General features: G+C 52.4%; 11 protein-coding genes. 4 read left to right on the top strand and 7 right to left on the bottom strand.

Annotation, left to right across the window (positions count from 1 at the left end):
• The first annotated feature begins 23 nt into the window (after nucleotides 1–23).
• The 3 genes from BN3795_RS10260 (at nucleotide 24) to BN3795_RS10250 (ending at nucleotide 2,685) form a co-directional block, all read left to right on the top strand.
• Nucleotides 24–1,085, top strand: coding sequence for a GntR family transcriptional regulator (locus BN3795_RS10260; protein ID WP_068784598.1), 1,062 nt, complete (start codon nucleotides 24–26; stop codon nucleotides 1,083–1,085).
• Nucleotides 1,086–1,126: 41 nt separating this feature from the next.
• Nucleotides 1,127–2,035 carry an SGNH/GDSL hydrolase family protein gene (locus BN3795_RS10255; protein WP_110945122.1) on the top strand — a complete coding sequence of 303 codons (909 nt, stop codon included), beginning with the start codon at nucleotides 1,127–1,129 and terminating at the stop codon, nucleotides 2,033–2,035.
• A gap of 26 nt (nucleotides 2,036–2,061) precedes the next feature.
• Entirely contained in the window at nucleotides 2,062–2,685 is a 624-nt protein-coding gene (locus tag BN3795_RS10250) for an SGNH/GDSL hydrolase family protein (protein ID WP_232729901.1), read from the top strand.
• Nucleotides 2,686–2,733: 48 nt separating this feature from the next.
• Here BN3795_RS10250 and BN3795_RS10245 read toward each other — a convergent pair whose 3' ends face one another.
• The 3 genes from BN3795_RS10245 to BN3795_RS10235 are packed head-to-tail and all read right to left on the bottom strand — an operon-like array spanning nucleotide 2,734 to nucleotide 6,184.
• The gene (locus BN3795_RS10245; RefSeq protein WP_068784597.1) at nucleotides 2,734–4,272 is read right to left on the bottom strand and encodes an extracellular solute-binding protein; all 1,539 of its coding nucleotides are present in this window, start codon (nucleotides 4,270–4,272) and stop codon (nucleotides 2,734–2,736) included.
• Nucleotides 4,273–4,315: 43 nt separating this feature from the next.
• The gene (locus BN3795_RS10240; RefSeq protein WP_068784596.1) at nucleotides 4,316–5,227 is read right to left on the bottom strand and encodes a carbohydrate ABC transporter permease; all 912 of its coding nucleotides are present in this window, start codon (nucleotides 5,225–5,227) and stop codon (nucleotides 4,316–4,318) included.
• 51 nt (nucleotides 5,228–5,278) lie between these two features.
• Nucleotides 5,279–6,184 carry an ABC transporter permease gene (locus BN3795_RS10235; RefSeq protein WP_068784605.1) on the bottom strand — a complete coding sequence of 302 codons (906 nt, stop codon included), beginning with the start codon at nucleotides 6,182–6,184 and terminating at the stop codon, nucleotides 5,279–5,281.
• 286 nt (nucleotides 6,185–6,470) lie between these two features.
• Between BN3795_RS10235 and BN3795_RS10230 the strand changes: the two genes are divergently transcribed.
• Nucleotides 6,471–8,735, top strand: coding sequence for an AraC family transcriptional regulator (locus BN3795_RS10230; protein WP_068784595.1), 2,265 nt, complete (start codon nucleotides 6,471–6,473; stop codon nucleotides 8,733–8,735).
• A 94-nt stretch (nucleotides 8,736–8,829) separates the two neighbouring features.
• On the opposite strand, the gene BN3795_RS10225 is transcribed toward BN3795_RS10230, so the two are convergent.
• The 4 genes from BN3795_RS10225 to BN3795_RS10210 all read right to left on the bottom strand — a co-directional run bounded on the left by BN3795_RS10225 (nucleotide 8,830) and on the right by BN3795_RS10210 (nucleotide 16,178).
• Nucleotides 8,830–10,464 (bottom strand): hypothetical protein, encoded by a 1,635-nt coding sequence (locus tag BN3795_RS10225; RefSeq protein WP_068784604.1) that lies wholly within the window; start codon nucleotides 10,462–10,464, stop codon nucleotides 8,830–8,832.
• A gap of 84 nt (nucleotides 10,465–10,548) precedes the next feature.
• The gene (locus BN3795_RS10220) at nucleotides 10,549–13,590 is read right to left on the bottom strand and encodes an alpha-mannosidase (protein WP_068784594.1); all 3,042 of its coding nucleotides are present in this window, start codon (nucleotides 13,588–13,590) and stop codon (nucleotides 10,549–10,551) included.
• A 36-nt stretch (nucleotides 13,591–13,626) separates the two neighbouring features.
• Nucleotides 13,627–15,249, bottom strand: a complete 1,623-nt coding sequence (locus BN3795_RS10215) for an extracellular solute-binding protein (RefSeq protein WP_068784593.1) — start codon at nucleotides 15,247–15,249, stop codon at nucleotides 13,627–13,629.
• Between the two features lie 32 nt (nucleotides 15,250–15,281).
• Nucleotides 15,282–16,178: a carbohydrate ABC transporter permease gene (locus BN3795_RS10210; RefSeq protein ID WP_068784592.1), complete on the bottom strand. Its 897-nt coding sequence runs from the start codon at nucleotides 16,176–16,178 to the stop codon at nucleotides 15,282–15,284.
• Nucleotides 16,179–16,182 lie beyond the last annotated feature (4 nt).

Raw genomic sequence — 16,182 nt, 5'->3', positions numbered from 1 at the left:
GGCCGTGAAAGAGGAGAAGTTCTGTGAACGAACCAAAATACGAAACCGTAAAAAAAACGCTGCTGCAGCAGATCCAAGCCGGAGAGCTTCAAGCCGGCGACAAGCTGCCGAATGACGAAGATCTGATGAACCGATTCCAAGTCAGCGGAATCACGATTCGAAAAGCGCTGACGGAACTGGCCGCCGAGGGCGTAATCACGCGAATCAAAAGAAAGGGCTCCTTTGTAAACGGAGCTCAAGCCGCGAACCCTTCGAGCCGTTTGATCGCATTCATTGTATCGGCAGAGGACAACTTCGACGTATCGTATATGAAAATCATCAAAGGCGCGCAACAAGCCGCAGCCGAATTCAATTACTCCTTAATCGTGGAATGGAGCAATGAAAATTTGGCCGTCGAACAGGCCTCCATTCTGAAAATGCTGGACCGAAAGGTCGACGGCTTCCTGATTTATCCGTTCGATCCGGTTCAGAGCCAGGATAACTATCGGCTCATCGAGCAACACAACATCCCTTATCTGCTGGTAGACCGGTACAACGTGGATCATCCCAGTTATTTTGCCGGATGCGACAACTACGACGGGGCGATCCTGGCTACCCGGGAGCTGATCCGCCTGAAGCACACCCAAATAAAGTTCGCGAGCTACCACTTCTTCCTTCACTCCGAGCAGGAGCGATTCGCCGGCTTTTGCAGTGCCATGCGTCAAGCGGGCCTTTCGGTAACCGACGATGATTTGTTAACCCGCATCGACTATGACACACTGGCCGACCGTATTGAGAAGCGGGAGGTGACCGCTTTGTTTTGCTCCAATGACAAGCTTGCTATGGAGATCATCCGGCAGCTGACCGGCCGCGGCCTCAAAATCCCGCAGGATGTCTCCGTGATGGGATTTGACGATTGGGACCATTCCGGCAATCTGTCCATCGGATTGTCTACGGTCCGGCAAAACTTCGAGGAAATCGGTAGAAACGCCGCCCATTTGCTGAACCAGGTTATTCAAGGCAAAACCCACGGCGGCAACACAAAAATATTGTCGGGCGTCTCCTTGGTGATCCGGGAGTCTACCTGCAAGAACCCTTACGCATAGTGTTTTTATTCAAATCGATCTTTGAAAGGAAGTCATGCGACATGAAATTCGACTTTTCAAACTTGAGCCTCCGCCATGGGCTCTTCCAGGAAGAACCGGAGGGGATTTCCTGTTTTCTCCCGGGCAGCGCGATAACCATACGTTTTCAAGGAACGGAAATCACCGTCGAAATCGAGGATGTCAACGGAGAGGGGAAGAGCTGGGTTAACGTCTATATCGACGATCTCCCGGTCCGGGTGATGAGAATAGATCCGGATAACCAGCGGTATCAGCTTGCGGACGACCTGGAGGACAAGCCCCATACTTTAACGCTGCAGAAACGTACGGAGGCCGCATTCGGCCGCATTCGATTTACCGATTTGACCGCAGAGAACGGAACTTTCCTGAGCCCGCCGAGCCCTCTCCCCCACCGGATGCTCATCATCGGCGATTCGATCACGTGCGGCTTCGGCAACGAGGCGCAGATCCCTTGCGATTGCGATGCTTCGCGCGAAAATATCGCGCTTGCTTACAGCTCGCTGACCGGCCAGCTGTTGAACGCCGAGACTTTGATCGTCGGCGCGTCCGGTACGGGCTGCTACCAGAATTTCGGCGGCGCCAAGGAAGGCCGCATGTCGGATTACTTTATGGAAACGCTCTGTCCTTATCTCGATCAAGAAGCCATGGATCCCTTTGATCCCGAGGTGATCGTCATTAATCTCGGCACCAACGATTGGTCCGCGCCCCTCGAGCCTTCGGATTACATGGAGCAATACCGCAAATTGGTCGGTTTCATTCGCGGCAGGTATCCCTCCGTCCCATTGTTCTGCGCCATCGGCCCGATGACCCTTGGTCCAAGTCCTTATTTGAAGGCGCTGGTGGAACGTCTCAGCGAAGAAGGCGACAAGAACATTCACTTCGTGGAGTTCCCGCTGATCCAACGGCCGGAAGACGGNACGGAACTTTCCTGAGCCCGCCGAGCCCTCTCCCCCACCGGATGCTCATCATCGGCGATTCGATCACGTGCGGCTTCGGCAACGAGGCGCAGATCCCTTGCGATTGCGATGCTTCGCGCGAAAATATCGCGCTTGCTTACAGCTCGCTGACCGGCCAGCTGTTGAACGCCGAGACTTTGATCGTCGGCGCGTCCGGTACGGGCTGCTACCAGAATTTCGGCGGCGCCAAGGAAGGCCGCATGTCGGATTACTTTATGGAAACGCTCTGTCCTTATCTCGATCAAGAAGCCATGGATCCCTTTGATCCCGAGGTGATCGTCATTAATCTCGGCACCAACGATTGGTCCGCGCCCCTCGAGCCTTCGGATTACATGGAGCAATACCGCAAATTGGTCGGTTTCATTCGCGGCAGGTATCCCTCCGTCCCATTGTTCTGCGCCATCGGCCCGATGACCCTTGGTCCAAGTCCTTATTTGAAGGCGCTGGTGGAACGTCTCAGCGAAGAAGGCGACAAGAACATTCACTTCGTGGAGTTCCCGCTGATCCAACGGCCGGAAGACGGCATGGGGGGCTGCGGGCATCCTTCCGTCAAGAAGCATCGGCAGATGGCCGAACAGTTAGCCGGGACGATCGGTCAGATTTGTTCCTGGCCCCAACAACAATAACCATCAACTGCAATCAGGGGCTGCCGGAAGGCAGCCCCTGATATCTATTTATTTCTTCGCCAAGAAAGCGTCGACCTGCTTCTGCAGTTCAGTCTGGATTTTCCCCAGCACCGCTTCGCCTTCCGCCTTAAACTTGGCAAAGTATTCGTCCGGATCAAGCGCGCCGTTAAACAGACCGTTATAATATTTTGCTTGAATGGTCGAAAACTGGGCCACTTCGTTCTTCACCGGCGTCGGATCGAAAGTAAATCCGGTTAAGACGTCCTTGGTGAAATGGTCGGCTTGAGTAATAAATTGATTGTACTTCAGATTCTCTTCGTCCGTGCCGGCCCACTCCCGCTCCAACGTCGGGTTCAGCATGAGCTGAAACGACACGATCCCGCCGTCATTGTTCAAGGTTTCGTATTGATGGTCGCCGGCGGCTTTCCAGTTCACGCCTTCAATGCCGTGCTCCAGCAGGTCGTAATTCTCCTGCCGATTCGCCCAGTCGAGGAACATCATCGCGCGGTCTTTATGCTTGCTGGTCTTTACAATACAGATGAAGTTATCCATCTTAAAATTGGAGATGTTCTTTCCCGGAGTGAGATCAAACAGGCGAACCGCTTCCAACTCGCCGTCAGACACGACCTGCTTCAACTGGTCGTTGAACGATTCGGGAACGCCAAAGGCCATCTGGGGGGTAGCCGCAACTTTGTTCTGGAGTTGCATTTCCATCGGGCCGCTTTTATTGGTCAAGACATCCTGCGACATGACCTTGTCCACGAACAGCTTGCGGACATCCTGGATATTGGACCAAATCTTTGGCTCCTGGGTTTCAAAGAAATTGTAGACTTTCCCATCGTTGCCCTTGTAATACAACATCAAGCTGGCACCTGCAAAATTCGTCGGGCGAATATTCACGCTGGTATCGTCCCGAATCAGCCAGTTCACCCAACTGTAGGTGACATCATCCGCACCGGCGAGCAGCGGCGTGATCTCCGGCATATGGTCGCGAACGGCGTAGAGATAAGCCTTCAGATCCTCATACGTCTTCACGGGCGGCAAGTTTAATTGCTCCCGTAGGTCTTTTCGGATGAACACCGATCTTTGCTGGGTATAAGCGCTGCCTAAAGGGACGCCGTAGATCTTGTCGTTGATTTTGTTCGCATCCCACATTTGCTGCGGTCTTGTCTTCAGCACATTCGGGCCGTATTCTTCCAGAAGGCCGCCCAGTTCCTCGTAAAATCCCTGGGAAGCCATCGTGTCCAGATGCAGCCAGGGAGCATCGAAGATCAGATCCACGCTCTCTCCCGAAGCCAACATGACGTTCGTCTTCTGACTAAGATCGGCGAAATCGATGACCGTAAATTTAACCTGTGTGTTCAACTCGGCTTTCAACCGTTTGTTGACTTCCGCCAACACCTCATCAAAGTTAGCTCCCTTCGTCCCCGGAACGACGACCTCCAGAGTGACCGGGTCAAGGGACGAAGCGCCGGTTCCCCCGGAACTTTCCGGGGCAGGAGCGTTCCCGCCGGAGCCGGAGCATCCGGATAAAGCAAGCGCTAGTCCGAGCAACGCCATCCCCCAAAATTTGCGTTTTGCAGCCATGTAAATAACTCCCTTCTCATCTCTTTTTTTCGCAGCCCGCCCGCTAGCCTTTTACCGAACCAAGGGTCAGGCCTTTGACGAAATATTTCTGGACCATCGGATACACGAAAATAATCGGGCCGATCGTCAAACACACGGCAGCCAGCTTGACCCCCTCTGCCGGCGGCAACGTCAGTACATTGCCGTGGTTCAGCGACGAGAGCTGCATCTGTGACATAAGCTGCCGCAGAAGCAACTGAAGCGGGTACATATCGCTGTTATCAATGAACAAGAGCGACAGCCACCAATCGTTCCAATATTGCAGGGCGTAAAATAAGCTGATCGTGGCAATCACTGGCGTTGAGATCGGCCGGATAATTTTGAAGAAGATCGTCCACTCTCCCGCACCGTCGATGGTAGCCGATTCATTCAATTCATAAGGCAATGAGCGATAGAATGAGACCAGGATAAACGCGAAGAACGGATTCATGACATAGGGGAGCACCAGCGCCCACAGCGTATCTTTCAGGTGCAGCCACTGCACGACCAGAAGATAGAAGCCGACCAGCCCTGAACCGAATACCATCGGCACGTAGGTCATGAACGAGAGAAAGCCGCCGTATCGGTTCTTCGGATGAGCCAGAACGTAAGCATACAGCATGGTGACGACGAGGCCGATCCCCGTTCCGATTGCCGTCACGGCAAATGTGATGCCATAGCTGGTGAACATTTGCTTGCCTTGAAGCAGGAACCGATAGGACTCCAAAGTGAACTCGGTCGGCCATACGGCATATCCGTTCAGCGCCAAGCTTCGGGTGCTGGCGAACGAATTAATGACCATCAGCCAGAAGGGGAACAAACAAACCAGTGCAAATAGGATCAAAAACAACCCGAACGACCCTAACGCGATTTTATCGGAGATGCCGTTTTTCCGCCGAACTTGGGCGGGCCGGATCAATGCAACCGGGCGATTCATATGAAGTTCACCTCCCTCCATTTCGAGAATAAACCCCCGTATTCAAACCATCTAAAACAACCTGGAGTCCTTATCAATCTTCCGAATCAGCGCATTAAACGAAACGACTGCGATCAGTCCCATGACAGACTGATAGAATACGACGGCCGACGACATGCTGAAATTGCCAAGTTGTCTTAGCGCCCGATAAGAGTACGTATCGATGACATCCGTCGTGGGGAACAGAATGCCGTTATCCCCGATAATCCCGTAGATCATGCCGAAATCCCCGTAGAAAATCCGTCCGACTCCCAAGAGAACCAGGATAATGATTTGCGGCTTCAGCAATGGCAGCGTAATGTACCTCATCTGCTGCATCCTTGTGGCTCCGTCCAGTCGGGCACTCTCATAATAATCGGCGGAGAAACCGGTAATGGCCGCAATCAGAATAATGGAGTAGTACCCAGCACTTTTCCAAATTCGAGTAAAAATCAAAATCATCGGCCACACCCAGGGGGTTTGGTACCAATCGACGGCTTGAAGCCCGCTGGCACTCAGCATGCGGTTAAATAGACCGTCCGTATTGTTGAACAGAATGAAGGTCATATAACCCACGACGACCCATGAGATAAAGTAAGGCAGGAAAACAACGGATTGGATCGTGCGTTTAAACCATCTCAAGCGAATCTCGTTCAAGAAGAGCGCGATCAGCAGCGCAAAAACCAGCTCGCATATAATGAACAGCGCATTCAAATACAAGGTGTTGACCGTAACTTGGATCCAATCCCGATTGGAGAAAAAAAAGCGGAAGTTGTCCAGCCCCACCCAATCGCTGCCCCATATGCCTTTGCTGATCTGAAATTCCTTGAACGCCAGCAGATGTCCAGCCAGAGGAATATAGGAGAACACGATGAGAAAGACGACACCCGGGATCGCCATCGTATACAAGTTCCGGTTCTTCACAAGCTCCTTCAACATGCTCAATTGACAGTATCACTCCATTCTAGCGGGTCTGTCCGATGTGGCCATATCCTGACAGTGTTTATTATGAGCGGGAGGAAGCTGCGGGGCATAGTCCTCATTGCGCCACGAAAGGTGCTGAATTTAAGAATCGCGCGGTCATCCGCCTTCCTGAATGTTCCTAATTTGTACATTGTCAAAATGAGGACTTCACACGAAAGTCAGGATGCGGATAAGATGGAATAAGAAGCGTCCCGGTTAGCTTCTTCTATTGATCAATTTACACGCGGGGTGCTGGAATGAGATGAAGATCAAACCGTTTTTGCAGAAGACCTATTTTCGTACCTTTCTATTACTAACCACTGTGCTGATCTGTTCCATGATTCCTTTCGTCTATTTTCTGTCCGCGGAATTCGCGAAATACACCATGCTGGAAGTGCGCAGCAATTCGCAAAACGAAGTCAACAATCTGGCCTCGAAGGCCGATATGATTCTCGGCAATTTGAAAGCTTACGGGCTCAGCATGTATGCCGATCAGAATATTCAGAACTGGTTCTTCAACACCAACCGGGATCCGCTGATCGACCACGCTGCGCTCGTCGCTCAATCCAACTTCATGTCTACCGAACCGCTCATTCAGCGGTCTTATCTGATTAATTTGAGGTATCGCCTTGTCGTCGATTCCAAAGCCGGAATCACCCGCTTTGAGTCCTTTGCCGACCCGAGCATGTTGAAGCGGGTGGGATCCTTCCAGCGTCAATACTTGCGCTTTTCCAGCCATTCGCTGGAAGGTTCGGATTACCTGGCCCTGGTTCTGCCCGCAACTCCCGAGAAGCCGTCCGACTTCTATCTGGTGTTGCTGATCGATAAACCGCTGCTGAACAAACTTCTCTTCGGCGAAACGGTGTCCAAGGAGCAGGACATTCGAATTCTCGACGAGAACGGGTCAGTCCTATTAGGCACCTCCCCTTCAGCTATGTTGAACGAACAACTCTATCAAGCAGGGCAGGAGCAGCGGGACAGCAGCTTTCAAGTCCGGCTTCCGAATCAGCGGTGGTACGTCAATACCGCTAAACTCACGACGGAAAATTGGGCGGTNTCCTATTCGACAAAATATCACTTCTTGACCCGCCACATCACCTTATTCCAGCAAAAATTGATAACGTATACATTGCTGCTACTAGGGATCGTCTCGGCATTGTTCTTCTGGAGCTCGCACCGTTCCTTGCGTTCCATCACCTTTCTGTCGGAGAAACTGAAGAAGAAGGTGAATTTTGCGAACCCTGCATCCCAAGCCAAGGCCGATATCCAATGGATCAACGACGGGATCGACTTGCTGTTGAACAATGTAGAGCAGCTTCACGCCTCCATGCGCAACCAATCGGAGCTTGTCCGAACGGAATTTCTCGCGCAGTGGGTGCTGCACGGGACGCCGGGTACCCGAAGTTACGAATATATCCGCTCCCGGACCCAGTTGACCTCCTGCGAAGTTCTGTTCTTGGCCGTTCTGCGGATCGAAGCGTATACGGTCTTTTGCGAACGTTACGATTTCCCATCCCGGAAATTAATTAAATACGCCATCCGCAATATCAGCGAAGAAGTAATTTGCACCGGCCCTTATGCGGCCGAAGGGTTGGATATGGGCGGCGACCATCTGATTCTGATCCTCGGCGGGCAGGATCGGGACGAGCTTCAACTGCAGCGCCTTCTGAAGGAGACCCAGCATCAGGTGGCGCGCATTCTGAGCCTCGAGACCACCGTGGCGGTCAGCAATGCCTATGACTTCGGCGCTAATCTGCGAAACGTATATGATCATATCTACGAACTGACGATGCTGCGTTTTCTTAACGGGGAGAGACCGATTTTTCTGGAGAGCGATTATGAAGAGTTTATGGCAGGGTATCCGTCGGCGACCGAAGCGCTGGAGACAACCGAGATTATCCAGTCGATCCGCCGCGGCCGTCCGGAGACCGCCGTCGTGCTGCTGCGCCAGCAGATGAAGCATATTCATGAACTGCCTTATCGCGACTGCAAACTATACCTGACCTATTTTACCTATGATCTGCTTAAAAATTTCAATAAGTCCAGCGTCTTGCATGAGATCGGCAGTATCCATCAATTGCTCGAGCGGTACAGTACGCTGTACGAGTATCAGACGTGGCTGGAGGGCATCGTGATGATGCTCGCGTCCGAGACCGAAGCGCCAAGGTCTTCGAGCCGCAAGGAAGAGATGATTCTGGAGATTAAGGAATTCGTGGATAACCACCTGCAGGATGCCCAATTATCGATCGAGCAGGTCGCCGACAATTTCTCGTTCTCCGTCAGCTACATCCGGCAATTATTCAAGGAGGTCATGAACGTGTCCTTGTCCGAGTACATTCTTCAGGAACGAATCGAGAGAGTGAAGGAAAAGCTGGTATCCAGCCGGCTCTCGGTGCTGGAGATCGCGGATCAATGCGGCTTCATCTCCAAAGGTCATTTCTTCTCCGCGTTCAAGAAATTCACGAATCTGACTCCGAAGCAGTATCGGGAAATTCACGGGGAAACCGAAATCAGAAGCTCCTGGTAAGAAATCTCCCCTCGCCCAAATCAACAAGGACCTTTCCGGCATCCCAATGGGTTTTACCGGAAAGGTCCTTGTTCAGTTATCCATCCTCGTGCGCTCACTCTGGCTGTTCGGCTGCTCCTTGAACCGGCTCAAGCCCGAGCTTCGGGTTAGACAAATCAAGTTTGTACATGATCTGATTGTAGTTATAGCGCGGCGTGGGGACATGATCCGTGAACGTATTCGTATAAGTTCCTTCGAAGTAGATCACCCGGCCGCCGTCCTTATGGAAGGATTTATGCTGAGCCACGTTATAGAACGTATAGTTGTTATGCGTTACGATCTTCTTGGCCTCGGTCCAAGGACCTTGAGGCGATGGAGCTTCCGCATACCAGATTTCCCCAAGTACCGAAGTCTTGCCTTCGAGCTGCTGTCCAATCATGACGTAACGCTGCCGGTAATCGTTCCATTCGATGGAGCTTGAGGCGATCTTCACATCTTCGCCGGTATCGGTATCTTTCAGTTGATTATATTTCGGATCGTCAGCTTGGAGCAGTCCAAGCTGGATCAGCTCCTTCTCTTGATCTTGGGTCAGCGGCGGCGTATCCTTCTTCCAGCCCCATACGAGGTTGCCGTTCTCATCGCGTTCGAGCGAGGTTTGCGCCCCGTTGTATGTCGTTCCGGGCGTCAGGCACGTAAACGACTCGTATTGGGTGTAATCGATGATGGCTTCATAACTGGCGGCAACGCGCAAATTCGGCATCCGGTGTTCGGTAAAGAGCCAATATCCCTTCCCGTCCTCCTCGTAATAGCTTGCCTGGCCGCCCGGATGGCGCCAATCGTCCTTGAACGGGAACTGGACGACCTGCTCGAACTCCTTCTCCGTGTCGTTAAAGGCGAGAATGCCGAAGGCGCTGAGCTCGGGATTATGCGTGCTGTAGCCGGCGAGCAGGCGCTGCTGCCCGGTGCTGTCCTTGGCGGTCATCAGACCGAATACCCAGGCGATGCCTGCACCGTCGGGCAGCTCGGGCACCAAGCTTTTGACAAATCCATCTTCCTTCGTAAAATAGCTCAGATTCACGCCGACATCCGGATCCAGTCCGCCTTGTTGCGGCAGTTCGGATGTTGCCCCCGTCACACGGAAGTTCCCCAGCGGATAGGCGGGCCGGTCGGTATCGCCCCAGAACCAGTACAGCTTATCCTTGTACTCGATAGTCTGTACGGAATCCTGCCCCATGACCAAGCCGTTGATCAGCGGCTCCTGAATCGGCGCTTTCTGACCAACCAGCAAGCTGTCGCGATAAATCCCTTGGCCTGTAACCCGGTACAGCCGCTCGGCAAGGTTGATCCGGTTCATCTCCAGCGTAACGCTGCCCCCGGGCTTTATCTGTACCGCCTGCCCCCGATTGCCGAACATGTCGGCAGGGATATCGTAGCCGTCGCTCGACAGATGGAAGAAAACCAACTGATCCATCAGGCCTGGCTCATCGAAAGCCACGACCCCCGCACTGTCCGTATAATACAGAATGTTGTTCGTCGTCTTCAACTGAACTTGAGGAATCCCCCGGCCTGTCTCGGCATCCACCACCTTAATCATGAACGGCTTCGAGACGTCGATCCTCTTCCCGCTTACCTCCGTTTGCTGGCCGCCGGCATCCTCGGCTTGCGCCGCAGCTGCGGCAACCGGTGCCGTCAGGATCGTCAGCATCACGCAGCCCCATATCCCCGCACTCTTCCACGGTTTCCATTTCATTTCGATTACCTCCCGACCTTTGTCGTTTTGATAGAATGAAATCGCCACGCTGTCGCTCCCATTCCGCGGCACGCCCGGATATCCTTACTTCCTCCCGTTCAGCCGGAGCCGGATCGTCTTCACCTCGAACGGACGGAACTGAAGCGACATCTTACCTCCCTCATGCGGCAACTCCGCCAACTTCTCCTCCAGCATCGTGGTCTCGGATGCCGCCGCAACGGGCAACCCGAAATGAAGCCCGCACGCAACGGAAGCTCCTTTGCTCTCGTACAGGCGCACGATCCAGTCCCCCGATCCGTCTTCGGCAAGTTTCACCGTTTCAGCGATCACATTTGCCTTATCGACGGCGAGCAAGGACTGCGTTTCATGGCTTCCTCCCGCCGCAAGACTAACCGGATAATTCAACTCGTAGGCTTCCCTTACGACGGGGCTGTCGAGGAACGCCCCCTCCCAGAAGGTGAACCCGTAAGTAAAGTGATGCACCCCTTGATCGGACGTCTCATCCGGCCAGGTCGGAGCGCGGAGCAGCGTTAAACTCATGAGATTGTCGTCGACGGAAATTCCGTATTTGCAGTCATTCAGCAGCGCAAAGCCGCGGTTCGCTTCTGCTAGCGCCGACCACTTATGATGGACCACCTCATACTGATCCGCATCATGCGGACGCGAAGCGTGATTCGGTCTCTTGACGTAACCGAACTGAATTTCCTGCAGCGACTCGTTTGTATGGACGCGCACCGGGAAATCGACTTTCAGCAGCTTATTCTTTTCTTGCCAATGCATCGTCGTATGGAACTCGACCCGACGGCTGCCGGCGCGCAGCCGAATATCCTGGACGAAGGTCGATTGGTTGATTTGGCGTTCCACTCGAATATTCGCGAAGTGCGGGCCGTTCGCGGTAACCGATACCTTGGCAGTTTCGTTTAACTCAATCGGAGCCAGGCGGTAGCGCCGATCGATCTCCCAAGCATCGAAATCCGAATTCTGATCCCGATACATCCGCATGACATTACAGTTTTCCGCTGCCCAATCCATCCCGGTCTCTTTGTCAAAAATACTTGTGATCTCGCCTCGTCCATTCAATTCAAGTCCAATCCATTCGTTCTCCAGCCGCGATTCCGTCGCAAATACGGCGGACGCCGCAGGACCATCGGCCACTCCCGGTTCGATCCGGTACGTTGACCAGCCCATGGAAGGAGCCTCCACTTCGGCATAATTTGCTCCTTCGTACTGTTGGACCGGCAGGGCGGCTCCGTTCTCGTCCGAGATTCCATGCACGCCGGCAGGCAAGGCAACCAGTTCCTTACGGGGCCAAGATAACGAGTTGAAGACGGTAACCCGGGAAGCATCGTCGTCCGTAATCGACTCTCTTGCTGTTGAAGCCAATCCGTACACGTTCGCATTCAATTCCTTCAGCGCAAGCTGCGCCTCTTCATGGACGCGGTGAATGGATGAGCCCGGCAAAATATCATGGAATTGATGCAGCAGCAAGGTCTTCCACAATGAATCCAATTCCTTATGAGGGTAAGCGCGTTTCTGAAGCAGCTCCGCTGCCGCCCCCCACAACTCGACTTCACGGAAGCCGATCTCCGCCTTCCGGTTCAGCTTCTTAATCAGCGCTTGTGTCGTGTATGTCCCGCGGTGCGCCGGATAATAGAGTTCGCCGACGTATTTGACATCCGGGATGCCCCGCTTGATCTGATCCTCGAAATATTCGATTGGCGATCCATGCTTCGTCTTCGGGACACCTTCCAAATTGCCCAACCTGCGCAGAAACTCGAGATCATCTCGATTGGATCCGCCGCCTCCGTCCCCGTGACCGAACTGGGTAAGCCGGGTGGAGATCCCTTCCAACTGAACGCGGTCACTCCACTGACGGATTAAGAAGGACGGTCTGATCCGAATCGGGTAGTCGTCGCCGTAGTTAAGCAAATGCGTCAGGACTTGCGAGCCGTCGATCCCTTCCCACAGGAATGTATTATGCGGGAACGGATCCGCAACATTATCATAAGTACCGAACAGCTTCACCGAGCCGAAATACTTAATGCCGCAGCCCTTCATAATTTGCGGAAGGTTCCCGGAATAGCCGAATACATCAGGCAGCCACAACATCTCATTCTCCACACCGAACTCTTCCTTGAAGAACCGCTTTCCGTGCATAGCCTGGCGGATTAGGCTCTCCCCGCCGGGCAAATTCGTGTCCGGCTCTACCCACATCGAACCTTCCGGGATGATCTTCCCTTCCTTCACCGCCTGTTTGATGCGCGCATACAATTCCGGATACAACGTCTTGACCAATTGAAATAAATACGGCTGACTCTGGGTGTAACGGTATTCCGGATATTCGTCGATCAGCGCCAGCTGATTGGACATCGTCCGCGCTATCTTCCGTTTCGTCTCTTCAATCGGCCATAACCAGGCCACATCCAGGTGGGACTGACCCATAAGATAGAGCGTAGGCACCGTTGAACCGTTGACGCAAGCCAAGAGCGGCTCCATGATTTGCCGGCACCGCTTCACGTTCTCCTCCAGTGATTCCTGACGTAAAGTGAGGTCGAGCGCAGCAAATACCTGCGTTAGGCAACGGTCGATTTCCGCAACACGAAGGGAGGTGGCATCGAGATGATTGCGAAGATCATACAAACACTCCAAATCGATGAAAAATTGATACACTTCCTCTTCAAAAATACAGAGTTGCGACTCTCCGAACACAGGCTGAACATCCGTATGTCCGGCATAAGCTTCCGCGACAAGCTCGAAGCGCTCCCCAGCCTTCGCCGAGCGCGTTAAAGTTAGATAATGATGGTTAAGGTCCTTCGCACCGCTTACGATCCCGTTGATATACACGGTCGCTTCGGATCCAAAGTCAAGCACGGCCACGAGCCGTTTACCCTCAGCTTCCTTCGGAACCACAATGGTCCCCCGAAACCAGCCGTATTCCCATCGGTCTCCCCAACGTTGGCCCGGGGCGATCTCCCGGAACGGCTGTCCGTCCAGCTCATGAAGGAACAGCTGTTCCTTCGTCGTAAAACCGGTGAAATCGATTGGCGAAACCTTCGTCATCATAAATGGGTTCTTTTTAGTCAGCAGCTTTTCCGCATGGAATAAAATCTCTTTTTTATTCTTCATGGTTTCTCACATCCTATGTTTTCTGTAGTAGTTCGCTCAGTTGGACATCGCTCTTTGCGCAGCAGCGTTATAGATTTGGAGCACCTCATCGATGTTGCCCATTTTATGAATCTTGTCCGTGAACGCCTGCCAATTGTCGAAGCTGTTCTTCCCTGCTACAAATTTGGCTTGTTCTTCCGTCACGAACGTTTTGACCGGGTTCATGATCTCCGAGATTCGCTGACTTTCGTCCCCCGTAAGTTGAATCGACGGCTCGCTCAGCCAGGAAGGAACATACTCGTTCTCAGGCATCGGCAGACTTGTCAAAAATCCAGACTTCTCAATCGGCACCTCTTCATATTTGCCTCCAAATACCGTATAGTCCGTCGCGGCAAAATCAACGAACGCCCTGGCGTCGTTCACCATCTGTAAGCCGGGGTTATAGTTGCGGCTTGCACGCATGCCGTATTTATCCCCTTCCAACCAAGGGTCCTTGGCCGTTTTCAACGAGTCTACAAAGGTCGGAACCCCGTCTTTCCCCAGGGTATAGGTCGTGCCTTCAATCCCCCATGTGATCAGTCGGATCATTTCATCGGAGTACTGATAATCAATGAATTTAATCAATTCTTCAGGGTTTTTCACTTTCGAGCTCACACCGTAAGCTCCCCAGCCCAAATCAGGGGTATTGGCGTTGACAACCTCCTGCCAAGCTTTTCCGTATTTCGGATTGTCGGGATACAGCGAAACCGCGAAGATCTTGCCGTCGTTGGCCGTTCTCGTATATTCGGCCGGCGTTGTAAACCACTGCGTCAGCCACATGAAGTTGTCGCCGTTTAACGCTTTTCTTTTCAGCGTATCGTCGGTATCAATCGTATACTCCGGATCAAGCAACTTCTCCGAATACAGTTTGTTGGCGAATTGGAGCGCATCTTTATAGCCCTCATCCAAAACTCCGTATACATACTTCTCGCCATCCCAGAAGATTTCGTCCCGAATGTGATTCGCCGAGAACAGGGATCTCAAGCTGTTCCATTTCGTAGCGACCGGATATTTGTCGGGGTAGAGCGCTTTGAGCTTCTTGGCCGCTTCATAAAATTCATCCAAGGTTTCCGGAATTTCGATATTATTGCTCTTCAACACGTCATAACGGTAAGCCGAGGTATTCTGAATGAGCATACCGCGATCCTCCGGAAATCTCGGTGTAGAGGTTTCCTTAAAGGTATACATTTTGCCCTCGGCATCCGTTACCCGCTTCATCCCGTTCTTGACTTTGCTGATGTAGTTCATATAATTCGGCATTAAATCTTTGTATTGAACCAACTCCAGCAGTTGGCCTTGTTTGGCCATCTCGGTGGTGTCATAGAAGAGGGGCGTAACGAAGAAGTCCGTCAAATCGTCGCTGGCGATCATGAGTTTGACCTTCTCGTCATACTCGGAAGACGGAATATAGTTATACTCGATCTCGACCTTCTTGCCCATATAAGCTTCCATCCGTTTATGCCATTCTTGGCCCACCATACTGTTGGGGTTATCTACGCCGTTTGACGGCAGCGTTACCGAGAACCGCATCACTTCTGGTTCGTCTTCGTTGCCAGCCGCGTTCTTGGAACCGCTCGAACATCCGGACAAAGCCAACAGCGCAACCCATCCAAGAACCATTACTTTCATCCATTTACTCATTGGATTTCCCCCTCATTTAACAATTCAACCGCTTACCCTTTAATAGAGCCCACAAAAATTCCTTTGGTAAAATGCTTCTGGAAGATCGGGTAAATGCACATGATCGGAAACATCGTGATGATGATCACGCTCATGCGTACCGCCTTCGGATCCAGCGCCTCCCCCGGGGCATTGATGGCGACGGCGCCGCCCCCTACCCGTCCTTGAATCGCGGTTGTGTCCAAAGTAAACAAATAGTTTCTTAATACCATCTGCAGAGGATACTTATCTTGGTCTCGCAGATAGATCAGGGCTTCGAACCAGCTGTTCCAGCTTCCCACCAGGCCGAACAGCGCAAAGGTTGCGATCAGCGCCTTTGACAAGGGCAGGATGATTCTGAAGAGGACTACCAAATCATTGGCCCCGTCGATATAAGCAGAGTCCTTCAACTCAGACGGGATATTCAAGAAGAAGGTACGGAATAGAAACACGTTGTAAGCGCTGACCGCTCCCGGAAGAATCATAACCCATATCGTATCCAATAGATTCAGACTCCGCATCAGCAGATAGGTCGGGATCAAGCCGCCGCCGAAGAACATCGTGACCATGAGGAACAACGTAAGAAACTTCTTGCCTGCAAACCCGGGAATCGTGAGAGGGTAGGCCATCAGCGCCGTGAACAACAGCATAATGCCCGTAGAACCCGCCGCGTAAAGGATCGAATTCAAATATCCTTTAAAGATGTACGGATCTTGAAAGACGGTTGAGTAAGCTTCCAGGTTAAATCCCTTCGGCCAAATAGTGACGCTCCCGGAAGAGATATATCGCGTGCTGCTTAGCGAGGTTGCGATGATATGTAAAATCGGGTACAACACGACTATCAAAATGAACAGCATGATCACAAAATTGAGAACATCGAAAGCTTTTGAACCGATGTTAGCCTTTTTCAAATCC

Source organism: Paenibacillus phocaeensis (genome assembly GCF_900021165.1).
GTDB lineage: Bacteria > Bacillota > Bacilli > Paenibacillales > Paenibacillaceae > Fontibacillus > Fontibacillus phocaensis.
This window is presented reverse-complemented; position numbering and strand designations above follow the sequence as displayed.